The sequence below is a fragment of the Acidimicrobiia bacterium genome (assembly GCA_029210695.1).
GTDB lineage: Bacteria > Actinomycetota > Acidimicrobiia > Spongiisociales > JAHEDJ01 > JAHEDJ01.
This window is the reverse complement of sequence record JARGFH010000007.1, coordinates 1-26,942: the sequence shown is the minus strand read 5'-3', so window position 1 is coordinate 26,942 and position 26,942 is coordinate 1. Positions and strand designations below refer to the sequence as shown.

The following is a 26,942-nucleotide window of genomic DNA, read 5'->3' as shown; positions in this document are numbered from 1 at the left end:
CCGGCTCTCCTGTTCAGGTGGTCATGGGAGAGCGGGCATACACCTATACCCTGCCGTCGAGTCCGGATGGTCCTAGGGGTTCTGAGGTTCGTACGCCTCGAGACTCTGCCGGGATCGACGGGGAAGACCCCTTGAAGGAGGTCGCGTCCTTAAACTCACGACCGCTCGCGGTCGCACCCGTAGGCTAGCACCAAATCACCGCACGGCTAGCGATTCACCGCCAACCGTGGCTGCTCTGGTTCGTTCGGGTCGTAGCAGTTGCGGCATCGAGCCTCATACGCATCGGTTGCACCGAGCACGACCAGATCATCGGACTTGATGATCCGCTGGGTGAAAGCGGCCGGTGCACCGCACCGGTGACAGACTGCCAGCATCTTGGTCACATATTCCGAGCGCGCACACAACGTGGGAATGGGCTCGAACGACCGGCCCAGGTAGTCGAGATCGAGACCTGCGACTATCACCTGTTTGCCGGCCTTCGCCAACCGCTCCGTTACTTCGATGATTCGATCGTCGAAGAACTGGCCTTCGTCTATCCCAACGACCTGGGTAGCGTCGTCTATCTTGCGCAGCAATGTGAAGGAGTCCGGGACGGGCTCGGCAGTCACCGACAACGAACTATGCGAGACCACCTGCCGATCTGCATAGCGGATATCAAGGGAGGGTTTGAAGGTCTGAACGGGGACCCGGGCGATCTTCGAGCGGGTGATTCGCCGGATGAGCTCTTCGCTTTTGCCCGAAAACATCGGGCCACAGATCACTTCGATCCAACCCTGATCACCACGTCGATACATGGCAAGGAAGCATAGCTCGTCAGGTTCGGCCTACTCCGAGCGCGAACCGTACCCGACACATGGCGTCAATCGGGCCGGGCTCGATCACACGATGTATGTCTCGCCGGGGACCGGCGATCGTTTCCGCCAGATCGAGTTGAGTAGTCCCATGGCGAAGGCAAAGGTGAGCAGCGACGATCCCCCATAGCTGAGGAACGGGAGCGGCAGTCCGGTGACCGGCATGATCTTCATCGTCATCCCGATGTTGACGAATACCTGGAACATGATCATCGAGCCGATACCGACGGCGAGCAGGCTACCGAATCGATCGCGGGCCATTGCCGAGATGACGAACGCTCGCCACAAGAGGACGACGAAGGCTGCAATCACCAGGGCCGAGCCGAGAAACCCGAGTTGCTCGCCAACTGCGGTGAAGATGAAGTCGGTTTCTTGCTCCGGGACAAAACGGAGGTTGGTCAGTGCGCCGTCGAACAGACCAGTCCCGGTTAGCTGGCCCGATCCGATCGCCGTGACGCTCTGAGCTTGCTGATAGGCAATGCCGAGCGGGTCGGCGCTCGGATCGTAGAACGCCGTCAACCGCTCCAGTTGATAGTCCTTGAGTAATCCACGCTGAAACACAACGGCCACCGCCGCGATCGTCCCCCCACCGAGGGCGATCATCTGCTTCCACGTTGCTCCACCGGCAAACAGCATGATGAGAGTGATGAAGGCGAACACCAGCATGGTCCCGAGATCGGGCTGCAAGAAGATCAGAAGCGCTGGAATCGCGACAAGAAACAGGGCCTGGACGATGCGCTTCCACTGCATGCCCTCCTGTCTGGCAGGGGCCAGCACGGTGGCCAGCACAATCACCATTGTGATCTTGGCGAACTCCGATGGTTGTACCTGGAAGATCCCGAGGTCGATCCAACGTTTCACGTTCTCCTGTGCGGGAATCAAGGGAGAGATCAGGAGTATGAGTGCTGCCAGAGTGCCGAGATAGATCCAGGCGGCATAGTTGCGAAACTCGCGGTAGTCGAGCAGCGAACCCGCCACATACACACCAAGTGCGATGACTGCGAAGATGATCTGGCGCTGCATCAACCTGCCCGGATCCAGATTCTGGAGTTCGAGTTGCTCACGAGTGCTGGCATAGATCATCAACACACCCACGCTGATCAGGGCCATCATCACAACGAACGAGGTCACATCGGGTCCCGGGCGCTTGCGATCCGCGACAATGCCGGGAGCCCCTGCCCTGTCAATGACGGCCATCAGATGTCGTCCTCGGTGTTGTCGGCAGGAGTGGCTGCTCCGCCGGGCCGAACGGGCGTGACCGGTTCGTTGGGCAGCAGGTACTGGATGATGTTGCGAGCAGCCGGGGCTGCGACTCTCCCGGCGAGACCACCGTCCACAATCATCACGGCCACCACGTAGCGCGGATTGTCGATGGGAGCAATGCCGACGAACCAGGACGTGTTGTCCTTGGAAGCGTCCCGCTCGGCAGTCCCCGTCTTCCCGCCGGTTTGCCAGGGGTTCTGCATCACACTGAACGCGGCAGCCGCCGTTCCGCCGCTATTGGTCACCCTGGTCAAATCCTCGCGGATGAACTGCTCGTGCGCCGCAGTGAACTCGATCGTGCGAGCAACCCGCTTGCCGACGTCGAGGACGACATCGCCTTGTACGGATACGACCTGGTCGACCACATGCGGTTCGAGGACAGTACCCCCGTTGACGAGCGCCGCGTAGGCAACGGCCATCTGGAGCGGAGTTGCCAGCACGTCGCCCTGGCCGATGGCGATTCCCATGATGTCACCACCCCGCCAGATGGCTTCGGTGAATCGATCCGGAGACAACAGCACGCTTCCTTGAGGCGAGGCTGCCCATTCCTCGTATAGCGCCCGGTCGGGAATCCGGCCCCCCTTCTCGAACGGCAAATCTATGCCGGTGGGCTCGCCAAGACTCAGACGCCGCGCCCATTGTTGGAGAATGTCTTCGTTCTCAGGATCGTTCTTGTACTCACGCCAAATCGTCAGCGCCACCTGCCAGAAATACACATTGCAGGATTCGCCGAGCGCCGTGTGTAGATCGGTCGCCCCATGACCGGAGTCGGTGAACACCAGTTGCCCGGCTTCGTTCTCGTCGATGCCCAGGTCGAGTTCACCTTCGCAGTTGATCGTTCCAGACGGCGAAGCTATCCCGCGCGGGTAAAGACCCTCGTTGATGGCGGCCGCCCAGGTGATTCCCTTGAACGTGGATCCGGGGGGATACGCGCCCTGAATAGGCAGGCTCGTAAAGACGTTGCGTTCCTCGAGTGCGGAGTACTCGACCTGGCTGATGCCGTCGACAAACAGGCTCGGATCGAAATCAGGATAGGAATAGAGCGCCAGCACCGAACCATCGGTAACGTCCATAACTACGGCTGCAGCCAGTTCCGGGTTTCCCTCGTCGAGTTCCTTGGACAGGATCATCGCCTCATTGACGGCGAACTCGGTCTGTCGCTGTAGGCCCTGATCGAGCGTCAGGTACACGGTGTCGCCCTGCACGGCGGGTAATTCCTCCTCGAGACCGAGGGGGCGGCCTTGCGGATCAACCCGATACAGCAGGGTCCCGCGCTCCCCCTGCAGGTACTCGTCATAGAATTTCTCGATGCCGTACTTCCCGATCGTCCCGTTCGGGTCAAGATCCGGGCCCGCCGCCGCTACGTCGTCGGGGCTCGGCCGGCCGATATAGCCGATGACGTGCGACAGGAGCGACCCTTCCGGGTAGACGCGGATCGGACGATCCTGGACCACGACACCGGGGAAATCCTCCGCATTCTTCAGGATGTATGCCATTTGCTCCGGGGTGACCATCCCCAACGAGAGTTGAGTGGCCGGACCCGCTTGCTCGAAAATCGCCCTGACCTCGACCGCAGGACGATCGAGCAACGCGCTGATCTGCTGTATCAGAGGCTCTTCTTCGTCGGCGGCTACTTCAGCCTGTTCGACAATCATCTCGGGGACGATGCGGCTCGACGCCAGCAATGTTCCTCGCGCATCGCGGATCTCGCCGCGGGCCGCCGTGGTCCGATCGGCATCCAACTGCTGTCTGCTGGCCTCCTCTTCATACATGATCCCGCTGGCCACTTGCACGAACCACAGTCTGGTGAAGAGCAATGAGAACAGAACAATGAAGGCCATGCCCAATACGGCCAGCCGGCGTGGGAAGTTCACAGCGCCCTGCTCCGCGACCGGCCTTCGAGAGCGCGTGCAATTATTGGCTGCGCCAGGAAAGCGAGAACAAAGTTGTATCCGGGTACCAGCATGATCCGCCGGAGAGCGTCGGGTTCGGTGAGAGTTGCCTGCCCGAACAGCGTACCAATCACCCCGAGTAATAGGACGCCTGCCAGGCTCAGTACGAGCACGACGAGGGCCCCGGACATGAGGCCGAGGTCGAAACGCGACCGGGCCCGAACCGCCATGTAAGCGACCAGAGTGAGCGTCAGGGCCCGCCATCCCAGCAGGCTCGATGCCAGCAGGTCCACCAAAACACCACCCGTGAATCCGACCAGTAGCGCCGCGTCATCGTCCAGCCAGCGGGCCGTGACGATAGTCACGACCATCACGACATCCGGGGCCACGCGAAAGGGCCTGATTCCGCCGACCGAGAACAGAGTCGTCTGGACGAGCACCGCCAGCAAGATCAAGATGAGCGAGGCAGATCGCGCTCTCACGGTGCCTCAGTCGTGCTGGTAGTCCCTGAGGTGTCACCGTCTGGTGTTGTCGCGTCGGTTGGCACCTCGACAGGCTCGCCGCCCTGGTCGCCGGCAATGCCCAGAACCGTTACGAACTGAAGGCGGATGAAGTCGACGAACGGAACAACGTCGTTGGTATCGATCTTGGATACGTTGACATCAGCCCGGGCGGTGACGATGGCGACATTGAGCCCGTTCGGAGTGTTGTTGTCGTGCCTGAAGGTCCTCAGCACACTGTCGGCGGGCACCGGGCTGGTGGCATCGTATACCTCGAGCCGGACCTCATCTTCGGTTCCCTGCCCGGAGATGAAGCCGGGATCTCCACCTTCCGTGACGATACCGACGACCGTCCCGGAGGCAATGATCGGAGCAACGATCGCATTGGCGTCGCTGACCTCGACGATGAACCCGATGAGGGCACCCGAGGCGTCGACAACCACGCTGCCCAGCACGATGCCGTCGTCTGATCCCCGGTTGATGGTGAGGCGCAGATCAAAGGAGTCCCCGCTGCTGATGATCGCGGCAGTCGTGAGATTGAAGTCGGGGAACTTATCCTGCAACGCAAGCAGAGCCCGGAGTTGGTCGTTCTCGACCAACGCTGCCTCGGCTTCAGCCATCCTGGCCAGCAGGTTCTCGCGCTCGGCTCGCAGCCGATCGTTCTCATCCCGCAACGAAGCGAGATTGGCGAGCGCGTCGAATGCATCGACAACCGGATCGATCACCGCTTGCGCGACACTCTGGAAAGGGTTGAAGACCGACTGAGCACCACTCCGGACCGTCTGAATGAAACCCTCTCCAGATGACCGAATATCAAACGTCATGAGCAGGAACGAGATCAGCACCAGCACACCGAGAGTGACGGTGCCACGGCGTGGACTTCCGTACGGGAGCATGACTCAGATCTCCCTCGAGAGCGTCTGCACGGTGCTCACGGCCGACTGGACGAGACTAAGACCCCTTGCAAAACATCGAATTCCTCGAGGCACTTGCCAGATCCCAAAACCACCGACTGAAGTGGGCGATCTGCCGTGACGATCGGCATCCCCGTTTCAAAGGCAATGCGCTCATCGAGACCCCGCAGCAAGGCTCCACCACCTGTGAGAACGATGCCGCGCTCCATGATGTCTGCGGCCAGTTCAGGTGGCGTTTTGTCGAGGGTGTACTTGACTGCATCGACGATGACCTGAACGGGTTCTTCGATCGCTTCCCGAACTTCCGGGCTGCTGAGCACGATCGTCTTCGGAAGACCGGTGACGAGATCACGGCCACGAACCTCGGCAGATGGCTCGTCGGGATAGGGGTAGCCAGAACCGATTGCCATTTTCAACTGTTCGGCGGTGCGTTCGCCCAGCAGCAGGTTGTATTCCTTCTTCACCCACTCGACGATCGCCTCGTCATGCTCGTCCCCACCCACCCGAATGCTTCGTGAGACGACGATTCCTCCCAGCGAAATCACGGCGACCTCCGTGGTTCCACCTCCGATATCGACCACCATCGAGCCGGATGGTTCGTGAATCGGTAGGCCGGAGCCAATCGCCGCCGCCATCGGCTCTTCGATTGTGTAAGCCCGCCTGGCACCTGCATGGTACGCGGCCTCTTCCACCGCCCGACGTTCCACCGGCGTGATGCCGCTCGGCACGCAGATGACGATCCGCGGCCTGGCCCACTTGCGGCGATGCACCTTCTGGATGAAATACCGCAGCATCTTCTCGGTTACGTCGAAATCGGCGATCACACCGTCGCGGAGCGGGCGGATCGCTTGAATGTGGGAAGGCGTGCGCCCGATCATGCGCTTCGCTTCCATCCCGACCGCCAGCGCCCGGTTGTCGCGCACGTTGATCGCGACGACAGACGGCTCGTTGAGAACGATGCCGACGTTGCGAACATACACCAGCGTGTTGGCAGTACCGAGGTCGATAGCCATGTCCTGGCCGGCGAATGCAAAAAGGGTATCAGCCACGTGTGGCCTTGGTTAGGGGATGGAAGAGCAAGGATAGTTGCCGGTTGAGGTTTTTCCCACCCGACAGGCGGCCGGTTCTGGGTTCTACGTTCTACGTTCTACCTGATAGGTCAGACCTAGAACGCAGAACTGAGAACCTTTTAGCCGAAGAAGATCCCGAGTTCGCGCTCTGCGCTTTCGGTGGAGTCCGATCCGTGCACGATATTGTTGGTCACGATCAAGCCGAGATCACCGCGAATGGTGCCCGGTGCCGCCTGCTTGGGGTCTGTCGCCCCCATCAGGGTTCGAGCCACAGACACCGCCGATTCACCGGACCATTCCATGGCCACCACCGGACCACTCGTGATGAAATCGACGAGTTCAGCAAAGAACGGCTTGTCGACGTGTTCGGCATAATGCACACCGGCCATCGCCTCATCGATCGTGAGAGAGCGGATCTTCTCGAGTCGAAGGCCCTTCCGTTCGAACCGGCCGATGACTTCCCCGACCAGGCCCCGAGCGACGCCGTCTGGTTTCACCATGATGAATGTGTTTTCGATTGGCAAAGCTGTGTGCTCCTTCGTGAAGACGGTGGATGGTAGCGAGCGACCATTGGGACGTCTGCCGCAGGCCGGTCGGGACGGGTCGCTCTGGAATGGGGTCTATTTGCCTCGGACCACCGCGTTGCCGCCGCCGCTTCAGCTCGACGGATGGAGTAGCGCGCTGCGCGCCTCCCCCACTACGTACAGTGAGCCGGTCACCAGGATCGCACCATCCGTCCCGGCCAGCCGGCGGGCCGCCTCGAGCGCGGGCGGAATGCCGACGACAGTCTCCACCGGCACATCGAGGGTCGCCGAAGCGATCTTCGCCACCCGATCGGCCGGAATGGCGCGCTCGTAGTCAACGGAGGTTGCCACCACGGCCGACACCTGACCCTCGAGGTTCCGGATCATCGCTTCGAGATCTTTGTCTCCCATTGCTCCAATGACAACGACCCACTCCTCCGGCAGGAATTCGGTGGCTAGCGCCTCCGACAACAGCTCGAAGGCCTGGGTGTTGTGCGCACCGTCCAGCAAGATCAGCGGCCTCCGCCCAACAACTTCAAGGCGCCCGGGAGAGGTTGCCGACGCCGTGCCTTCGCGCACGGCGTCCAGGTCCAGCGCCCGCCCGGTGAGCTCTTCAACTGCGGCAATCGCCACGGCCAGGTTGTCGAACTGGTGGCGACCGTGCAGAGGGAGAAGCAGTTCATCGTAGGTCTCGTACACCCCGCTCACCGAGCCGGCCCAGCCCCCGACCGCCATGGTGACGAACTCAGGATGGAATTCGGCCCCGAAACGTCGGTGCACAATTCCGAGGCTCCCGGCCCGGGCGGAGGCCACCGCATATGCTTCCTCGGGCAGCGAACCGGTGATTAGCACCGACGATTCCTTGGCAATGGCCAGCTTCTCGATGGCTATCTCCTCAATCGAGTTGCCCAGCCACGACGTATGCTCGAGGGAGATTCCGGTCACGACCGCCACCCGGCTGTCGACGATGTTGGTGGCGTCGAGCCGTCCGCCGAGTCCGACCTCGACGACCGCGACATCGACGGCGTTGACGGCGAAATAGGAGAAAGCCAGCGCGGCGGTGAGTTCGAAGTAGGTCGGCGTTTGTCCGGTGCGCTCTTCGAATAACTGGACGAACGGGACGATGTCGGCCACTGCCTCGGCAAACTCATCCTCGGTGGCGTAGACCCCGTCGAGGGCGAGTCGTTCCTCGATCTTCTCGAGATGTGGAGAGATGAACGTTCCAACCCGCAACCCGTGGGCGATGAGCAACGACGTGATCATCCGGGCGGTTGATGTCTTGCCGTTGCTGCCGGTCAAATGGATCACCGGCGCGGCCAGTTGGGGGTCCCCCATCATGTCCATCAGTGCCCGAACGCGATCCAATCCGGGCTGCACGCCCTGGCCGATATGGGCATCGAGGAAGTCGACCGCTTCCCGGTAGTTCATCACCGGCTAGCTTCCGAGTTCGGCGAGCTGGGTGCGGAGCTTGTCGAGCCGCCCGCGGAATTCTGATGCCTTCTCTTCTTCCTTTGTCACAACTTCGGTGGGTGCCCGATCGCGAAACGCTGGATTCGAGAGCTTCGTCTCAGCTTTGGCGAGGTCGGCCGAGGTGGCCTCAATCGCTTTGGCCAGCCGGTTCCGTTCGGCGTCGAGGTCGACGTTCCCTTCGAGAGGGATGAACGCCTGCACGCTCCCGGCCACTACCCGGGTATGTCCGGCGGTTGGTTTCTGAGTAATCGGCTCATGTGTTGCACCAGCCAGAGCCTCGATCTGTTCGATCCACCAGTCCTCGACGACTCCTTCAGGATCGAGGAGTTTCAACGCCAGCCCGGCGCGGGGAGCAAGACCATGTTCGGCCCGGAAGCGGCGAATTCCTGTGATGAGTTCCTGGAAGGTCTCGAGATTGGCCGGTGCTTCGATCTCCGGAGGCTCCGGCCACTTCGATCCGGCCAGGAGTCCGTCGGCTACCAGTTCCGACCACAGTTCTTCCGTCAGAAACGGGATGGCCGGATGAAATAGCTTCAGCACGTCCCGAAGCACGGTGCCGAGCGTTTGCCGGGTCGTTGCCGCCCGCTCCTCGTCACGGAGGGGCGCCTTCGACATCTCTATGTACCAGTCGAACACTTCCGACCAGGCGAAGTTATAGAGGAGGCCGAAGGCATCCGAGAATCGATATTCATCCGCGAGCTCATCGAACCGGCGCTGCACCTCACCCAGCCGGGCGAGGATCCAGCGGTCGGCAGGGCCGGGATCGTCCGGATAGCCACCATCCGCCGGTACCGAGCCACGCTCGATGTGGAGCCCGGCAAACCGCTGCGCGTTCCAGAGTTTGTTGCCGAACTTGCGGGCACCTACCACCCATTCCATATCGAATGGGACGTCGTGGCCCGGCGCGGCCGACTGAATGAGCGCCAGGCGCAGCGGGTCCGCGCCGTGTTCTTCGATCACGTCGAGGGGGTCGATGGCATTCCCGATCGACTTCGACATCTTTCTCCCGCTTGCGTCTCTGACGAGACCGTGTATGACCGTGTCGGCGAACGGGACATCCTTCATGAAGTGGATGCCCATTTGCATCATCCTGGCAACCCAGAAGTAGATGATGTCGAACCCGGTGATGAGCACCGCATTGGGGTAGAACCGGTCGAGATCGGCCGTCTCATCCGGCCAGCCGAGCGTCGAGAACGGCCACAAAGCTGAAGAGAACCAAGTGTCGAGCACATCATTGTCCTGGCGGAGGTCGGTTCGGCCACAGTTCGTGCACTCCGTGGGGTCCTGCCGGGCCACGATGGTCTCATGACAGGCATCGCAGTACCAGGCGGGGATCCGATGGCCCCACCAGATTTGGCGGCTGATGCACCAGTCCCTCAGGTTCTCCATCCAGTGGAAGTAATTCTTCTCCCACCGCTTCGGGACGAACCTGGTATCGCCCGTCCGCACGACGTCGATGGCCGGTTCGGTCAGCGGACGCACCTTCACGAACCATTGGAGCGAGAGGTACGGCTCGACTACGGTGGAACACCGGTAGCAGTGTCCAACTGAGTGTTCGTGGGTCTCCACCTTCTCGAGGTAACCCCGCTTGTGGAGTTCATGCTTCACGGCTTCTCGCGCCTCGAACCGGTCCATGCCGAAGAACTCGCCGCCGGCCTCAGTGATCACGGCTCGCTCGTCGAGGATCTTGATCGACTCCAGGCCGTGCCGTTGCCCCATATCGAAGTCGTTCGGATCGTGGGCAGGGGTCACCTTGACCGCTCCGGTTCCGAACTCCCGGTCGACGAACTCGTCGGCGATGACCGGGATCTCCCTCCCCAGGAGCGGCAACAGCAGTTTCTTGCCGATCAGGTGCCGGTAGCGTTCGTCGTCGGGATGCACGGCCACCGCCGTGTCACCCAGCATCGTCTCCGCTCTGGTTGTTGCAACCGTAATCCCCCCTTCGCCGTCCACGAATGGGTAGGTGATGTGGGCGAGTTCGCCCATCTCATCGTCGTATTCGACCTCGATCTCAGCCAGTGCCGTTCCGCACCGCGGGCACCAGTTGATGATCCGGTCTCCCCGGTAGATCAGGTCTTCCTCGAAGAGGCGAACGAATACCTCTCTAACGGCGCGCGACAGACCCTCGTCCATGGTGAAACGCTCACGCGTCCAGTCCACGGAGTCGCCAAGGGCGCGCATCTGGAGCGAGATTCGGTTGCCGTACTGACGCTTCCATTCCCACACCTGCTCGATGAACGCGTCGCGACCGACGTCGTGCCGGGTGAGCCCTTCTGTGGCCATTTCCCGCTCGACCACGTTCTGGGTGGCGATGCCGGCGTGGTCGGTGCCGGGCAACCAGAGGGCCGCGAACCCCTGCATGCGGCGCCGACGGATGATGGCGTCGTGAATGGTGTGGTTCAGGGCGTGACCCATATGCAGCGACCCGGTCACGTTGGGGGGTGGAATGACGATGCAGAAAGGCACGCCGTCCGGGTTGTGTTCCGGACGGAACACCCCCGCTTGCTCCCACCGGTCGTACCAGTCGGCCTCCACGGTTTTGGGGTCGTAGGTCGCTTCCATTGCACCTTCATCTCAATCGCGAATCGCCATTGTACGAACGCTGGACACGAGTCGGGCCGGTATTCGCAACGAGCGAGAGCCCCGGCCATGGTGGACCGGGGCTCTCTATAGGTAGTGAGAATCAGTAGGTGTCGCGCAGCCGCTGCGACCACCCGGTTACCGGCAGATCCTCCCTCCGTTTGATGGCGAGAACCGCCATCAGTCCCAGCGCCAGCAGCGCCGTCGCCAACCCGATGAGACTTGGGGCTTCGGGTGCCCCGGTGAAAGGCAAGGTCTCTGCTGTCGTGGACGCGGACGCAATCGTCGTTGTGGTTGCTGTGGCTGCTGTGGTTGTTGTGGTGATCACTTGCGGGAGCACCCTGGTTTCACCAAAGAGGCCGGCATCACGAGACAGATCGACTGCGCCGGCATTCAAGTGAAACAGGTCGGTCTCGCCGATCTGCGGATCAGCTTTCTTGTCGGCAACGAGCGCATCGCTGTCGATCGCGTCCGCCGCCGCGTCGCGTTTCGTAAATGTCCAACCTGTCGGACCGTGGAACCGAACCCGGTAGTCACCTTCCGGAACGTTGAAGAAGCTATACAGACCCAGCACATCGGTTTTCGTTGATGCGATGGCTCGGCCGTTCGAGTCCAGGAGGTCAACCTGAATCCCAGCCAGCGGCTGCTCGTCACCATCCTGGTCGCCCTCCTCGTCGGCATCGTGCCAGACATAATCACCGATTACGCCCAGCTCGGCCGCCTCCTCATTGTTGACGAACGTGCAGCGCACGTCGGCACCCGGTAGCAGGAGCAACTCAACGCTGGCCGCGGCAATGTCAACAGTGCTTTCCGCTCCGGTACAAACGATGCTGAACAGGTCCCATCCGTCGACGATCAGTTCCGTAACCGTGTACGTGCCTTCTTCGAGGACGGTCTCGAAGGTCTCTCCCCCGGCGAGATCGACCAGTGCAACACCGTCGAGCTCGAAGCTGAACTCGTCCTGGCTCTCGACGTTCGTCAGTTTCTCGAGCACGAAGTCGACGGTCTGGTGGTTGTCGAACGTGCAAACGACGTCGCCCCCGGCCTCGAGCGTGATTGCGTCCGGATCATCCTCGTTGTCGCATTCGACCGTTTCGAGATGCCAGCCGTCTGCACTCTGCGCTTCGGTCAGTGTTTCGAACAGGTTGTATGTGCCGGCCTCGAGACCGGCCCACGTATACGTGCCTCCGTTCCCTGCGACCGGTTGGTAATCGCCCGGCTCGAGCGTGAAGAGGAACTCCTGTGCAGTCTCAGGTGACGTCGTCTTGATCACGGTAATCGAGCCGAGATCGATCTCCTCTTCCCTCTCATTGGTGAAGACGCAGACCACCTGATCTCCATCCTCGAGTTCGATGAACACTGCATCGCCATCGACCGATACGTCTGCTTCCCCGCAATCGATGTCCGTGAGGTCCCAGCCTTCCGGGAGGGCCGTCTCACCGACGGCGTAGGTTCCCGGCGAAAGCTCATCGAAAGTTCTCGCCGCCAGGCCGGGAGATTCCCCATCGTCGATCAGTTCGAACTCGACCGGATCGTCGAGGCCATCGAGCACGAAGCCGAAGGGTGTATCTGCGGCGTCCGGCACGGCATCCTTGATGACGGTGATCGAACCGTGCGGCAGCGGTTCGCCGCACACGATCACATAGGAGATCGCGTGAACTCGCCCGTTCTCATCGTCCGGCACGAGAAAGGTCCCCGTTTGACTCGGTCCCCAGTCGTAGACCTCGGTCGACGCCTTGACAGTCCCGTATGCAGATCCGCCGACTGCGGACCATTCGAAGCCGATCCATTCCCCGGCCTCAGATGGCTTGGTCGTCCAATCAAATGTGACGGTCACCCCATTCGCCAACGCGACCTCGGTCGTCGACGGGATGTCGTTGGGATCTTCGAGCTTCACACACCCGGCCGGTGGACGATGCTCTCCACCGTCAGAGGTTGCTCCGGCCTCAAGTGGGCCCACTAGAACGAACGTCAAAGCAACCAGAAGGAAAGCAAGAACCGCGATACCGCCAGATGAACGTGACAAACCGTTCCGCATCTCTCCCTCCCTTTCGGGATGTTATGCGGGCCGGTCTCACCATTGGCTCACCCCAATCCCGGTGACCGTTCTCGGACTGGGGGTCACGGCCTCCCGAGCCAGGTTTCATCTTCTCATTGAGTACGGCCTCACACAATGGGCCTCCGGCCCTATCGCGCAACTGGGCCCCGGAGAACTCCGGGGCCCAGCGTTGCCTTCCTCCCGCCGTTGTTAGTCCTCCCAGGACCTCGCCGGCGCCTCCTCCGATACGACTTCCAGGTCGGTTTCCTTTCGGCTGACTGCCATCAGCACGAGCCCGCCCAGAACGATGAGTGCAAAGCCGAGGCTGCCCATTCCTCCCTCACCGAACCCGGTGAACGGCAATGTTTCTACAGTCGTGTCGGCCACCGTGGTCGTCGTTGTGGCCGGCGGCACGGTGGTTGTAGTCGTCGTCGGTGGCGCAGTGGTAGTCGTCGTCGTTGTTATGACCTGAGGGAACACCTCAACGAAGATCAGCCCGGCGTCACGGGAAAGATCTGCGACCCCTGCGCCGAGCGCGAACACCGCCGTTCGCCCGATCTGCGGGTTGGCTTCCGGGTCCAGAGCGTCTGCATCGCTGTCGGCTGCATCGTCCGACCCTTCGTCCGCCAGTGTGAACTCCCAGTCGACCGGGCCGGTGAACAGCAGGTAGTAGTCGCCAGCCGCAACGTTGCCGAACACGTAAATGCCGTCTGCATCCGTGTTGGTCGAGCCGGCCGACTCGTCCGTTTCCGCGTCGAACAACTCCACCTTCACACCGGCGATACCGGGTTCACCCTCGTCCTGAACACCGTCACCGTCCGTGTCCTTCCACACGAAGTCTCCGATGAGACCCACTGGCTCTTGAATCTCATGGTTCAGGAAGGTGCAACCGACCGAGCCGCCCGGCGGCACGAACAACGTGACGTTTCCACCGGTGAGATCGATGTCGGCTTCGATGTCTCCGCACTGAACCTCGACGAGTTCCCAACCTTGCGCTACAAACTCGGTAATCGAGTACACACCGCCCGGCACGTGGAAGGTCGCCGAACCACCCGATCCCAGATCAACCTCCTGCGTCCCGTTGAAGTCAAAACCGAAGGTCTCTTCTGTCGCGACGTCGGTCTCCTTCTCCAAGGTGATATCCCCACCAACGAGACCGGCGTCGACGCTCAGGTTGTCTTCGCCTTCGGCGAGAACGACCACCTCGGTCGGAGCGTCGCTATCGAGTGCGCCGTCGCCGCCCTGATCTGCCGGACTGAACGCATACTCGTATGGGAGCTGGAATTCGATGCAGTAGGTACCGGCGAACAACCCGTCGAACAGGTAGAGGCCGTCAGCGTCGGTCGTCGTCTGTGCGATCGGTTCGCCGCTGCATACCTCACCCTCGTGGAGGTAGACGTCGATGCCGGCAACGCCCGGCTCACCACCGTCCTGAATCCCGTTCTTGTTCTGGTCGAACCAGACGAAGTCTCCGATCGATCCCACTGCATAGCCGATGTAGTGAGAAGGATCCTCATCAGAGACCTCTTGATCGGTGGTGACGGTACCCAGGTTGGAGTACTGGCCGACCGTCGCCGTACCGGTGGCCGTGCATTCCATCGACTCGCCGACGTCGAGCGAGTCAGTCGGACATGAGACGGCAACACCCTGGTCATCGAGGACTTCCACGCCCGTCAGCTGAATGTTGCCCGTGTTCGACACGAGGTAGGTCCAGGTGACGGGATCGCCGGCCAGAATGGATGGACCGGTCGGGTCGTCGGCGTCCTCGCCGTTGGTGGCCTTCTCGATATCGATCCCAGGTTCCTCCGGTATGAACCCGTAGTAGTGCGAGGGATCCTCGTCCGAGACACCCTCGTCGGTCGTGACGGTACCGAGGTTGGCGTACTGGCCGATGGTGGCAATGCCGGCGGCCGTGCAGGTATCAGAAGCGCCGATCGCCAGCTCACCGATCTCACAAATCGCACCGAGAACGTCGTCGGTCACCGTCACGCCGGTCAACGGCAGTTCACCTGTGTTTGTGACCACATACGTCCAGGTGACATCGTTGCCTGCAACCAACCAGGGGCCTTGTGGGTCGTCGGCGTCAAAGCCATTCGTGGCCTTCTCGATATCAACGGCCGGGGTCAGACCGAAGTAGTGCGACGGATCCTCATCCGAAGGACCCTCAGTGGTGGTAACCGTGCCCAAGTTGGCGTATTGGCCTTCCACAGCAGTGCCACTGGCTGTACAGGTCATCGATTCGCCAACACCGAGGGTGCCTCGCGGACACCAAACGGCAACGCCCTGATTGTCGATCACGGTGACGCCGGTCAACGGCAATTCGCCGGTATTCGTGACCACATAAGTCCAGGTGACAGGATCACCAATAGGGATCTCGGGTCCGGTCGCCGTGTCGGCATCTTCGCCGTTCGTCGCTTTCTCAATATCGACGTTGGGGATGAGCGTGATTTCAGCCTGGTTGACGAACGTGCAGGTGACGTGCTCACCTCCGTGGAGGCCGAACGCGACAGAAGGCACTCCAGCGCTCGAGGCGCCGTTCGTGCACTCGACGGACGCGAACTCGTACTCAGGAGGATTCGAGCCGATCAACTCGGAGAGCGTATATGAACCTGCGAGCAGATTCCCCCAGGTGTACGAGCCACCCGCGCCGGACACGCTCCGGTCGTCGGGGAGAGACGGGCTGACAAACGAAGGCGCCGAGGGTGGTGAGGCGATCACCGCGTCGAGTTCAAAGGAAAAAGGATCCGAAGTGAGGGGCAAAGTGTCCTTCACAACAGTGATGCTCGCAGGAACAAAGGTCTCTCCGCATGAATCTTGGATCTTCGTCATGTCGCCCGGAACGACGTCGTTCTTCGACTGGTATTTGTCGATGTGATACGAGAGAATCTTCCACTCTTGACTCGTGCCATCTGATGCCAGCGGGAACCGCGGAGCCGGATCGTCGGAGAAGCCATCGCTGAATGTGTCGGAGCACGAGACATGGAGGATTCGAGCGCTTCCAACACCGAAATTCGCCGGCACTGTGGCGTTATTGCCGCCACCCTCGTCCCACGTGTTCCCCTCCCACACCGTTCCATTCGCGAAATAGAAGGTGTAGTCCGAGTAGTTGATGTTCCCCTCGGCCCGGGCCGGCGGAGGCAACGTCACTAGTGAGACCGCTACCAGTAGGAATGCGAGCACCCCATAGCCTGCTGCTCGCAGAGAATTGCCTTCGGTCATGTGTCCGCTCCTCACATCCGTCGTCTACGGATGGGGCGGGCCGGTCTCACCACTCAGCTCGCTTCAACCCATTGGTGACCGAATTGCGGGTCGAAGGTCAGCGCCTCCCTATTCAGTTGCCCCATGTCACGTGTTGTGACTTTCAGTGTCGACGCTACCACTCAGTGTGACCATGCGTAAGGATGGACAAAGTCTCATTCTTTGTGACTAGTCTGCCACCTAACGTGGTGTGCTGTCGGCAAGACACGACCAATAGTTGGGGCCCCGGATTGCTCCGGGGCCCCAAACTCATCGCTTGATCGGCGTGTTCTATTCGTCCCAGGCCGGATGCGGCGCCTCTGCCGCAGCAGTCTCGAGGAGGTCATCCCTCCGGCGCATGGCCAGCAAGACGAATCCACCCAGCACGATCAGCACGAGAGCGGTTCCCGCCACGTCACCCTGACCGAACCCGGTGAACGGCAACGTCGAGATCGTCGTCGTCGCCACCGTAGTGGTCGTCGTTGTCGTGGTGATCACCTGAGGCGACACGAAGATCTTGATCATTCCCGCATCGAAGCTGGTGTTCGTTTCACCGGCGGCGAGCGAGAACGGAAGTGTCTCGGCGATCTCGAAGTGCTCTTGCTTCTCGCCGCTCCCGGACTTGAAGACGGCATCGCTATCGACAGAGTCGTCATCGCCCGCGTCGACGAGGCCAAACTCCCACGACTTCGGAGTCGTGAACCGCACGAAGTAGTCACCCTCTTCAACACCCGAGAATTCGTAGGCTCCGTCGGCGCCGGTCGTCATGGAGGCGATCACCTCACCGGTGTCGGCATCGACGAGTTCGACGAGCACACCCTCGACACCAACCTCGTCGGCGTCCTGGATGCCATCCTCACTGGTGTCGTTCCACACGAAGTCGCCGATCGTACCGGTCGGTTTCTCGGTGATGTCGACGGTTTCGTCGTCCGAGTCGGTGACCTCGTTCTCATCATCGTCAATCCCGACCACCGTCACTGTGTTGACATGTGGATCGGCGGAACTGCCGGCTTCCCCTGCGACTTCGCCGTCGAAACTGCAGGTGTAGCTGGCACCGGGTGCGAGTTCTTGCGGGACCGAGCAGGTGCCCAGTCCGTTGAGATCACCGAATACGTCGTCGACCATGCTCGTAATCGTCACGGAATCGGCGGCGCTCGGGTTCTGCACGACCACGGTGAAGGTCACGGTCCCGCCCGGCTCTTGCACCGCCGGCTGATCGGCAGTCTTGGTTACCGAGATCCCTGAAGCGACGTCGGTCACATTGACGGTCGCATCGTCGTCATCCTCGATGAAGTTGCCGTCGTCATCTTCCGCCGTGACCGTGACGACGTTGACATGAGAATCGCCGGCGTTGCCGAGCACCTCACCATCGAACGAGCAGGTGTACGACTCACCGACGGCGAGCTTCTGCGGAACCGTGCAGTTACCCTGACCGTTCAGGTCACCGTAGACATCGTCGACGAGCGATGCCACGATCAGCATGTCGGTCTCGCTGGTGTTTTCAACGACGACGGTGAACGTCACCGTTCCGCCCGGTTCTGCGATCTGAGTGACGCCGGGTGTCTTGGTAACGAGGATCGACGAAGGCACATCGAGCACGGAGACCGATGCATCGTCATCGTCGGTTGCCTCGTTCTCCTCATTGTCCATGACGACCACTGTGGCGACGTTGTCATATACGCCGGGTGTCGTGTGGTCGACGGTGTACGTGCATGAGACGCTGTCACCTTCATCGCCCGCCGGGTTGAGTGTCTCTCCGATCAGATTCAGACAATCGGCCGACAGTGCATTGGAATCCGTCAGAGCCTTGATCTCCACCGCTTCCTGCGACGGGTTGGTGATGGTCAAGGTGTAGGTGAAGGTGCCGCCCGGTTCGTTGAGGAACAGGGGATCGGCCGTCTTCTGGATGCTGATCGCAATCGGCGTATCCGTGACCGTCACGGTCTCATCGTCGGTATCCGACGCCGGGTTGCCTTCATTGTCCTCGACCGTTACCGACGCCGTGTTGTCATACGAACCAGCATCGGTATGTGTCACCGTATAGGAACAAGACAGATTCCCGCCCACCGGAATCCACTGGCCAACCAGGCCCGTGCAACCGGCCGGCAACGTGTAATCATCAGACAACGCCGTCACCTGCACCGGCTCAACCGTGGTGTTGTAAATCGTGAGCGTGAACGTGAAGTCACCACCCGGTTCGGGCAACGAACCAGGCGACGCATCCTTCACCAAGTCAACAGACGGCCGGACATCGACAACCGTGACCGTCTCAGCGGCCTCATCCGACGCCGAGTTGCCGTCATTGTCCTCGACCGTCACCGACGCCGTGTTGTCATAAGAACCAGCCTCGCTGTGAGCAACCGTGTACTCACACTCAACCGTCGCGTCCACAGCCAGCACAGAACCCACCAGCGCAGAACACGCCGAGAAGTCCGTCGCACCAGACTGAGAATCCGACAAATCAGTGATCGTCACCGGCTCCACCGACGTATTCGTAATCGTCAACGTGAAGACGAAATCACCACCAGGTTCTGGCAACGACGACGGCACAGCCGACTTCGCCAACTCCACCGTCGGCAACACATCGACAACCGTGACCGTCTCAGCGGCCTCATCCGACGCCGAGTTGCCGTCATTGTCCTCGACCGTCACCGACGCCGTGTTGTCATAAGAACCAGCCTCGCTGTGAGCAACCGTGTACTCACACTCAACCGTCGCGTCCACAGCCAGCACAGAACCCACCAGCGCAGAACACGCCGAGAAGTCCGTCGCACCAGATTGAGAATCCGACAAATCAGTGATCGTCACCGGCTCCACCGACGTATTCGTAATCGTCAACGTGAAGACGAAATCACCACCAGGTTCTGGCAACGACGACGGCACAGCCGACTTCGTCAACCCAACCGTCGGCAACAGATCGTTGAACGTGACGGTTGCGTCATCGGTGGCCGTTGCCGTCAAACCTGCTGCATCAAAAGCCGTGGCCGTGACCTCGTCGAAGTGATCGACGAGGTCGTCAGAGTCCAGGAAGACAGTCAGAGAGCACTCATAGAAACCGCCAATGGAGAGGTCCTGCGGAAGAACGCAACTCCCCTGGCCGTCCAGGTCGCCGAACACCGAATCGACGAGATCGGTGAGGGATACAGCTTCGGGACCCGTATTGTCGACCCGGAACGTGAAGGTGACGTCGCCGCCTGTTTCGGGCACGCTCGTGGGATCGGCCGTCTTCGTTACCGAGATGGCCGGCTGGACGTTTTCGATGGTGCAGGTGATCGTCGTGCCCAGCGACACCGGAACGGTCACGCCGGCCGCCCGATCTTCGCTTGATGCCCCGTTGTTACACGAATAGTTATCGAATGCCCACCCAAGGCCGAATGGGTCGGCCTCCACGAGGGTGTAATTGCCGTCGGGGAGCAACCACTCGAAGGAATCACCATCACCGATGAGCGAACCGGTCAGCGGGGAGAAAGGAGCACTCGTCGAGAGCGAGTATCCGAACGTTTCGGTCGATCCTGTCGGATTTGTCTGCTTCTCAATGATCAGTTTGCCGCAGAGGTCGAGACCGAGAGGGGCGCTACCACCCCAGTCGCCAATATTCGAGGTATCGGAGTTACCTGCCCAGCCAAACGGAAGCACCGTGCCGAGCGTCGAGCAATCCTCCGGGTTTTCGGGGGGCGGCAGAATACCGGTAGCCGTGAGGTTGACGGCAATCTCACCGAAGTGGTCTGTCGAGTAGCCCTCAGCAGCGCTCGTTCCTCCGACGGCCGTAAGGTCAAACCCTGAGCCGTTCCACTCTCGGATATTCACAACCGCAACAGGACCGTTTCCATCAAACTCGAACGAGATCACGAGGTCGCCCGACTGGCGGTGCGCTTGATCGATCCGGTTGAGTTCGACGGCGACGGCCGTCGTGCCATTTGTTTCGCGCCGAATCACGCCGACGTAAAGCACGATTTCATTGACACCTGCGTTCGGGACCACGTCATAAGCAACGTAGGTCTGACAGATGTCGTTCTTTCCGGGAGCAGGACTTCCGTCTACCGCCACAAATGGGAAATCGGTCAGTTTGGTGCCGTTCTTCACGATGAGGTCGTCACCACCGATGCAATACGTGTTGGCCGCAGTGGAGGGATCCGTGACGAGCTGGGCACCGGTGAAGTTCTGATCGTTGATGACCAAGACTTCACCAGGATCGAATACCCCAGCAGAATTCGGCAACGATTGCCAATCAACACCCCCGGACGCAACGACATCGCCATCGATCTCAAAACCTGTGAGACCGCCGAGCGCCGCGTCGGCACTCTCCGGCATGACGACCAGGAACGAACCAATAACCAACAGAAATGCAAGCACGGCGATGCCGGCTGCCCTCGAAATCGGACCCTTATTCATTTCTCCGCCTCCCCTCACTTTCGTGACGGGGCGGGGCCGGTCTCACCACTAGCTCGCTTCAATCCATAGGTGACCGAGTTTCGGATTGAAGTTCGATGCCTCCCAAATTGCGCCCCTGTCACAATATGTGACTTTCTGTGGCAAGCCTATCACTAGCTCTCTCAACCAAATCCAAGGTATACGCCTTGGGATCTAGAGTCGATGCTTCCCAAGCCCCTCAGGACACCACGCTGCGTGCCCCCGGAAAGTCTTATTCGCCGTGCCGGCCGCTCATGATAGCCACAGATGCTCATCTGCGTGCCCTGTTCAGGCCGACGTTGAGACCAGCTGAAAACAGCGACCAGCTCACCCGCCTTCCTCACTCTCCATGGTTGCATTCAACCAGATCAAGGGGGGCGTGGCTATAGGCCTTTGGACCTACGTCCGCCATGGTTTCGTTGTGCCGGCTATGCCGAACGCTCCTGCGGTTCATCGAGTTCAGCCAGCGGCACAAGTGTCGGGTTGACTCGTTCGCGTACGACTCCCTCGTCAATGACGACCCGGCCGATGTCGGACCTGGAGGGAAGCTCGAACATGGTATTGAGCAGGACCTCTTCGAGAATCGCCCGCAAACCGCGAGCCCCAGTTCCCCGACCCAAAGCCTGATCGGCGATCGCTTCGAGCGCCCCGGACGTGAACTCCAGTTCAACACCGTCGAGTTCGAAGAACCTTGCATATTGCTTGGTGAGTGCGTTCTTGGGCTCTTCGAGGATCTCGATCAAGGCCGTTCGATCGAGTTCGTCGACGGTCGCCACGACTGGGAGGCGGCCGATGAACTCGGGAATCAAACCGAACTTCATGAGGTCTTCCGGGAGAACCTTCGCCAGCAGCTCAGAACCGTTGGCCTCTTCACGCGTCCGTATGTCGGCACCGAATCCGATGGCACGTTTGCCGACGCGGTTTCCGATGATGTCCTCGAGTCCGGCGAAGGCGCCGCCGCACAGGAATAGTATGTTTGTCGTGTCGATCTGAATGAACTCCTGGTGGGGGTGCTTCCGCCCTCCCTGCGGCGGAACGGCCGCCACGGTTCCCTCGAGGATCTTCAGCAGCGCCTGCTGCACACCCTCACCAGATACGTCTCGTGTTATTGAAGGGTTCTCAGCTTTGCGGGCAACCTTGTCGACCTCATCAAGATAGATGATTCCGGTCTCCGCCTTCTTGACGTCGTAGTCGGCTGCCTGAATGAGCTTGAGCAGAATGTTTTCGACGTCTTCGCCGACATACCCTGCTTCAGTCAATGCAGTCGCATCGGCGATCGCAAAGGGGACGTTGAGCATGCGGGCGAGCGTCTGGGCGAGCAGCGTCTTGCCACATCCTGTTGGTCCAATGAGGAGGATGTTCGACTTCTGTAGTTCCACGTCTTCACGAAGTTGGAGTCCGGCCCGCACCCGCTTGTAATGGTTGTACACGGCAACCGAAAGGACTCTCTTGGCCCGTTCCTGACCTACGACGTAGTCGTCGAGGAAGGTCAGGATTTCTTGCGGTTTGGGCAGTTCGGTGAAGTCCAGTTCCTCGGTGCCGGCGAACTCCTCTTCGATGATCTCATTGCAGAGATCGATGCACTCATCGCAGATGTAGACGCCGGGTCCGGCAATCAACTTGCGAACCTGTTTCTGCGACTTGCCGCAGAAACTGCACTTCAGGAGTTCGCCACCCTCACTGAACTTCGCCATCCTCGATCAGCCTTCTTCCTTCACCGCGGCCAGTTCTCGCCTCGTCAAAATCGCATCGATGATGCCGTAGTCGACGGCTTGTTCGGCCAGCATCCAGAAATCACGCTCCGTATCCGTGGCGACCTTCTCGACGTCCTGTCCACTGTGCTCGGCGAGAATCTCATTGAGTTGCTCACGCATATGGATGATCAACTTGGCTTGGATCTCGATGTCGGACGCCTGCCCCTGCGCCCCGCCGTGCGGTTGGTGGAGCATGATCCGGCTGTGCGGCAGTCCGAATCGTTTGCCTTTGGCTCCCCCGGCCAGAATCACCGCCGACGCAGAGGCGGCCATTCCCATGCACACCGTGCTGACATCCGGTTTGATGTACTGCATGGTGTCGTAGATCGCGAACAGCGACGTTATCGAACCGCCTGGCGAGTTGATGTAAAGGAAGATGTCTTTGTCGGGATCTTCTGATTCGAGGTGGAGAAGCTGCGCCATGATGAGGTTGGCGATGGTGTCGTCGATCGGCGTCCCGAGGAAGATGATCCGATCCTTCAAGAGGCGGCTGTAGATGTCGTAGCCAACCTGCCCGCGGCTGGTCTGCTCGACCACGGTCGGCACCATGTAGTTCTCAAACGTCATCTGCATCCTCCAAGGGCTCTTCGTCCGAAGCCTCATCACCGGAATCCTCGATCGGTTCTTCGACCGGCGACAGGTCGACGGGTTGGCCTTGACTATCAACGGCTACGGCAGCTTCCAACAGCGCGTCCAGCGCCTTGCGCCTCAGGATATCACTGCGTAGCTCTTTCTCCTGGTTCGTTTCCGCCAGTCGGGCAACGAGCTCGTCCACATCTGTGTTCGTCTGCGATCCAAGCGCCCCGACCAGATCTCTGTACTCGCCCTCTTCGAGGCCGAGGTTGGCCGCCGGAATGACCGCGTCGAGTAGGACATTGGTGCGGACGTTTCGATCGGCCTGACTCCTCAGGTCGTCGATGAATGCTTGCTGGTCTTGCCCGGTGATCTGGAGATAGTCGGCGATCGAGATCTTCTGCGACTCGAGCCGGTGGGAGAACGAGTGGAAGATCGACTCCATCTCGCCGTCGATGATGGCGGCCGGAATCTCGATCTCCGCCTCGTCGAGCAGGAGGTCGAGCAGCTTGACCCGAAACTCGTTGCGTGCCGCGTTCATCTTCATCTGTTGGATGCGCGCTCGCAGCGACTCGGTGAGTTGCTCAACCGTCTCGTATTCTGTGACATCGTCGACCCACTCGTCGGTCAATTCGGGCAGCCGTTTCTGCTTGACCTCTTTGACCAGCGCCTTGAAGTTCACGGTGCGGCCCGCCCGGTCACCGAACCCGTCAGGAAGCGGTGCGCTGAAGCTCACGATTTCCCCGGCCGAAGCGCCTTCGAGTTCAGAGTCGATTCCATCAATGAACGATCCCGAGCCGACCTCGTAGAGCAGATCTTCGGCGGCAGCCTCTTCGACGGATTGATCTCCGTCGGTGGCGGAGAGGTTGATGCTCACGTAATCACCGGTGACAGCCGCCCGCTCGACGGACTCGAGTTCGGCGAACTGCTCGCGCATCCGATCGACGTTCTCAGTGATTTCCTCCTCGGTGACGTCTGGAGTGGCGACCTCAACGTTTCTGCCGTCGTAGTGGGGAACAGCCTCGAGGGTCGGCCACATGGTGACTCTTACATCGACCTCGAGCCCTTCCTCGATGTCCCGCATGGTTTCGACCGACGGAGTGACGGCGGGTTGCAATGCGAGTTCGCTGAGGGCTTCGGTGACGGCGGTCGGGAGCAGTTCCTCGATCGCCTCAGAACGAAGGCGATCGGCGCCGACAGTCGCCTCCACAACGGGTCGTGGAGCCTTGCCCGGGCGGAACCCGGGGATCTTGAGTTCGCGGGCGAGCTTGCGAGCAGCCCCCGACTTCGCCTTGTCGATTTCGGTCTCAGGGATTTGCAGAGTGACCAGCTTCTCGAAGGGCCCCTCGTCGGTCATGGTGGTGTTCAATGCTGCTCCTCAGCTGACAAACGGGCGCGCGCGGCGCCCGACGTGGGGGTGACCGACGGGATTCGAACCCGCGACATCCTGGACCACAACCAGGTGCTCTAACCAAGCTGAGCTACGGCCACCATGTGGCGAAAGCGCCCCCGGAGGGATTCGAACCCCCGACCAAGAGCTTAGAAGGCTCCTGCTCTGTCCACTGAGCTACAGGGGCACAGGTCGCAAACGCACCGCGAGGAAATCGCCGAAGCGATGTCTTCGCCGAGCGGGTGAAGGGGATCGAACCCTCATAGCCAGCTTGGAAGGCTGGAGCTCTGCCATTGAGCTACACCCGCGTGTTTTGCGCCCGCAAGGATAACAAGAGTGACGAGTCACGAGTCACGGCCCGCCGACAAGTCGGCAGATTGGAGCTTCGCCGGAGGCGATACTCCAATTTGATTGAACCTCCGGTTCAATCATGCGTCGGGCTGGCCGGATTCGAACCGGCGACCCCCTGCTCCCAAAGCAGGTGCGCTACCAAGCTGCGCCACAGCCCGTGATGAAAGCCCCGCGGCTTGCCGTACAAGGTACTAGGTGCGGGAGCACTTAGACACATCGCGTTCCAACGGAGCGGAGCGCGGGTGCCCGCGAGTAAAGGCCTGCATCCGACCCTGCACCTACTACGTTCCTCCTCACGACACCGAAGGGACCCCGAAGATGCTGACCAGAATCCGCGGCGCGCTGATACTCACCCGGCTCCTCTCGCCTCTCTTGCTGGCTCTCGCCCTCTTGCTGATCACCAGCCTGGCGGTTCGCGATATCAGGGAGGCATCCGATGCGTACGGCGAAGCGATGGCGGCGCGGGTCGATGCTATCCAGATCGACCTGAGCGCTGCATCACAGGGACTCGAGACCATCAGTACGTTTGTGGGTAAGTCGAGGGATGCCGTGGCCGCTCAGGCCGAGGCCCTTCGATCCCTCACCGATCGCATAGAGATCTCGCTTCCCGAGATCCCGGTAATCAACTTCGACCTCCCCGACCTGGACTTCAAGGCCCCCGGAGTGACGCAGTTGAAAGCGCTGGGAGCTGATCTGGCCGAGGCCGGGCGCGCAGTTGGGGAAGAACTGGCGGCAGTGGCGGCACTCGGTGAAGTTCCTCAGGAGATCCGAGCGGTGGCAGCTGATACGAAGACGTACGGAGCGGGGATATGGGATACGACCTTCCGCTGGGTACGTGCGGTGCTAATCATGATCGTTCTTGCACTGATCGTTCTCGTTCTGGGTCGCCTCGCCGTCTTCCTGCAGGAGTTCCAGACGGGTTGGCGGATGCTGAGATACGGAGACGACTCTGGAGCCGCGATTTCGATCAGCAAGCTCGAAGCGCGCGTTCGCACACTCGAGCGCGCGCTGGCAGGGGGATGAAGCACCGGACGGACTTGTCACACCGACGAGGTACGTTCGAGGGATGAAACCGAATTTGCCCGCCCAACTTCGACAGGCTGTCACCGGATGGGATCGACTGTCACGCTGGGAACGATCCGAACTGGGCCGGGCCGTCCGGCGGCTCGGTTGGTCCTACGGCGAGATCATGGAACTGATCCCGGTGCCTAAGGGTACGCTGGCATATTGGTGCCGGGACATCCGACTACCTGAACAGCAGGTCCTGGATATCGCCAGCCGAACCTCGTCGCGTCGCGGTGTACCACGTGACACCCAGAGGAAGCGCAGAGCAGCCACGGAGCTAGTCCGGTCGAGTGCTCGACTCGAGGTTCCGACGTTGGTGGGTGACCAACTGTGGCTGGCGGGAACCGTGATGTACTGGGCAGAAGGAGCCAAAGCGAAGCGTCAGCTCGATCTGGCGAATTCCGATCCGCGGGCGCACCGTCTTTTCATCGCCTGGGTCAGAACCCATCTCAACTCCGACCCCATATTCGTCCTTCATCTTCATCTACACCATGGAAACGACGAGCCGCTTGCGCGCGAGTTCTGGAAGATTGCGCTCGGCCTTCCCGATGTCCAGTTCCACAGGACATTCATCAAACCCGCTAGAACCGGACACCGCAAGAACCATCTCGCGCACGGCGTGTTACGGGTCCGAGTGCGCCGGTCCACAGATGCGTGGTTCCGAGTCATGGGCTGGATTGATGGCCTCGCCGATGAACTGGCCGTTTCCGACGAAGAAGGATCGGGCGCTATCCTATCGCCGGGTCGCTAGCTCAATTCGGCAGAGCAACGGACTCTTAATCCGCAGGTTCGGGGTTCAAGTCCCCGGCGACCCACGATACGATCCCGGCACCTGTCACAATGTGTCGGGATCGTCGCGTACAGAGCGGGCGTGGCGGAACTGGAAGACGCGCCAGGCTTAGGACCTGGTGGGCAATGCCCGTGGAGGTTCGAGTCCTCTCGCCCGCACGTTTGCCGGACTTCGTCCGGCAAATTGGAGTTGCTGCGCAACTCCCGCCAGCGTGTGAGCTCCGCCTCGACAGGTTCGAGTTTGGCAAAGCCAAACTCGGTTTGGCGGACT

At 60.7% G+C, this 26,942-nt stretch carries 17 protein-coding genes and 6 tRNA genes; 4 read left to right on the top strand and 19 right to left on the bottom strand.

Annotated elements, in window-relative coordinates; all coding sequences use genetic code 11:
• Nucleotides 1-206: 206 nt before the first annotated feature.
• The 19 genes from P1T08_03610 to P1T08_03520 all read right to left on the bottom strand — a co-directional run bounded on the left by P1T08_03610 (nt 207) and on the right by P1T08_03520 (nt 24,975).
• On the bottom strand, nt 207-794 hold the full coding sequence (locus tag P1T08_03610) for a thymidine kinase (protein ID MDF1595173.1): 588 nt from the start codon (nt 792-794) through the stop codon (nt 207-209).
• Nucleotides 795-878: 84 nt separating this feature from the next.
• The gene (gene rodA, locus P1T08_03605; GenBank protein ID MDF1595172.1) at nt 879-2,048 is read right to left on the bottom strand and encodes a rod shape-determining protein RodA; all 1,170 of its coding nucleotides are present in this window, start codon (nt 2,046-2,048) and stop codon (nt 879-881) included.
• The gene (locus P1T08_03600) at nt 2,048-3,988 is read right to left on the bottom strand and encodes a penicillin-binding transpeptidase domain-containing protein (GenBank protein MDF1595171.1); all 1,941 of its coding nucleotides are present in this window, start codon (nt 3,986-3,988) and stop codon (nt 2,048-2,050) included. Before P1T08_03600 ends, rodA begins: the two co-directional genes overlap by 1 nt.
• Nucleotides 3,985-4,488 carry a rod shape-determining protein MreD gene (gene mreD, locus P1T08_03595; protein ID MDF1595170.1) on the bottom strand — a complete coding sequence of 168 codons (504 nt, stop codon included), beginning with the start codon at nt 4,486-4,488 and terminating at the stop codon, nt 3,985-3,987. Before mreD ends, P1T08_03600 begins: the two co-directional genes overlap by 4 nt.
• Nucleotides 4,485-5,402 (bottom strand): rod shape-determining protein MreC, encoded by a 918-nt coding sequence (locus P1T08_03590; protein MDF1595169.1) that lies wholly within the window; start codon nt 5,400-5,402, stop codon nt 4,485-4,487. Before P1T08_03590 ends, mreD begins: the two co-directional genes overlap by 4 nt.
• A 35-nt stretch (nt 5,403-5,437) precedes the next feature.
• On the bottom strand, nt 5,438-6,469 hold the full coding sequence (locus P1T08_03585) for a rod shape-determining protein (protein MDF1595168.1): 1,032 nt from the start codon (nt 6,467-6,469) through the stop codon (nt 5,438-5,440).
• Nucleotides 6,470-6,609: 140 nt separating this feature from the next.
• The gene (gene ndk / locus P1T08_03580) at nt 6,610-7,008 is read right to left on the bottom strand and encodes a nucleoside-diphosphate kinase (GenBank protein ID MDF1595167.1); all 399 of its coding nucleotides are present in this window, start codon (nt 7,006-7,008) and stop codon (nt 6,610-6,612) included.
• A gap of 138 nt (nt 7,009-7,146) precedes the next feature.
• Nucleotides 7,147-8,442, bottom strand: coding sequence for a bifunctional folylpolyglutamate synthase/dihydrofolate synthase (locus P1T08_03575; protein ID MDF1595166.1), 1,296 nt, complete (start codon nt 8,440-8,442; stop codon nt 7,147-7,149).
• A 6-nt stretch (nt 8,443-8,448) separates the two neighbouring features.
• Nucleotides 8,449-11,046 (bottom strand): valine--tRNA ligase, encoded by a 2,598-nt coding sequence (locus tag P1T08_03570; protein ID MDF1595165.1) that lies wholly within the window; start codon nt 11,044-11,046, stop codon nt 8,449-8,451.
• A gap of 121 nt (nt 11,047-11,167) precedes the next feature.
• On the bottom strand, nt 11,168-13,102 hold the full coding sequence (locus P1T08_03565) for an SdrD B-like domain-containing protein (protein MDF1595164.1): 1,935 nt from the start codon (nt 13,100-13,102) through the stop codon (nt 11,168-11,170).
• 210 nt (nt 13,103-13,312) lie between these two features.
• Nucleotides 13,313-16,321 carry an SdrD B-like domain-containing protein gene (locus tag P1T08_03560; protein ID MDF1595163.1) on the bottom strand — a complete coding sequence of 1,003 codons (3,009 nt, stop codon included), beginning with the start codon at nt 16,319-16,321 and terminating at the stop codon, nt 13,313-13,315.
• A gap of 309 nt (nt 16,322-16,630) precedes the next feature.
• On the bottom strand, nt 16,631-20,731 hold the full coding sequence (locus P1T08_03555) for an SdrD B-like domain-containing protein (protein ID MDF1595162.1): 4,101 nt from the start codon (nt 20,729-20,731) through the stop codon (nt 16,631-16,633).
• Between the two features lie 446 nt (nt 20,732-21,177).
• Nucleotides 21,178-22,443 (bottom strand): ATP-dependent Clp protease ATP-binding subunit ClpX, encoded by a 1,266-nt coding sequence (clpX, locus tag P1T08_03550; protein MDF1595161.1) that lies wholly within the window; start codon nt 22,441-22,443, stop codon nt 21,178-21,180.
• Nucleotides 22,444-22,449: 6 nt separating this feature from the next.
• A complete protein-coding gene (locus P1T08_03545) occupies nt 22,450-23,070 on the bottom strand; it encodes an ATP-dependent Clp protease proteolytic subunit (GenBank protein MDF1595160.1) in 621 nt (206 codons plus the stop codon).
• The gene (tig, locus tag P1T08_03540) at nt 23,060-24,445 is read right to left on the bottom strand and encodes a trigger factor (GenBank protein MDF1595159.1); all 1,386 of its coding nucleotides are present in this window, start codon (nt 24,443-24,445) and stop codon (nt 23,060-23,062) included. Before tig ends, P1T08_03545 begins: the two co-directional genes overlap by 11 nt.
• Before the next feature lie 43 nt (nt 24,446-24,488).
• Nucleotides 24,489-24,568 (bottom strand) — tRNA-His (locus P1T08_03535).
• Between the two features lie 12 nt (nt 24,569-24,580).
• Nucleotides 24,581-24,653 (bottom strand) — tRNA-Arg (locus tag P1T08_03530).
• 50 nt (nt 24,654-24,703) lie between these two features.
• Nucleotides 24,704-24,774: transfer RNA gene (locus tag P1T08_03525), tRNA-Gly, on the bottom strand.
• Nucleotides 24,775-24,901: 127 nt separating this feature from the next.
• Nucleotides 24,902-24,975 (bottom strand) — tRNA-Pro (locus tag P1T08_03520).
• A 160-nt stretch (nt 24,976-25,135) separates the two neighbouring features.
• On the opposite strand from P1T08_03520, the gene P1T08_03515 reads away from it, so the two are divergent.
• The 4 genes from P1T08_03515 (at nt 25,136) to P1T08_03500 (ending at nt 26,830) form a co-directional block, all read left to right on the top strand.
• Nucleotides 25,136-25,840 carry a hypothetical protein gene (locus P1T08_03515; protein ID MDF1595158.1) on the top strand — a complete coding sequence of 235 codons (705 nt, stop codon included), beginning with the start codon at nt 25,136-25,138 and terminating at the stop codon, nt 25,838-25,840.
• Between the two features lie 43 nt (nt 25,841-25,883).
• Nucleotides 25,884-26,633, top strand: a complete 750-nt coding sequence (locus P1T08_03510; GenBank protein MDF1595157.1) for a hypothetical protein — start codon at nt 25,884-25,886, stop codon at nt 26,631-26,633.
• A tRNA-Lys gene (locus tag P1T08_03505) sits at nt 26,624-26,697 on the top strand. The genes P1T08_03510 and P1T08_03505 overlap by 10 nt, the downstream gene beginning before the upstream one ends.
• 50 nt (nt 26,698-26,747) lie before the next feature.
• Nucleotides 26,748-26,830 (top strand) — tRNA-Leu (locus P1T08_03500).
• The last annotated feature ends 112 nt before the right edge of the window (nt 26,831-26,942 follow it).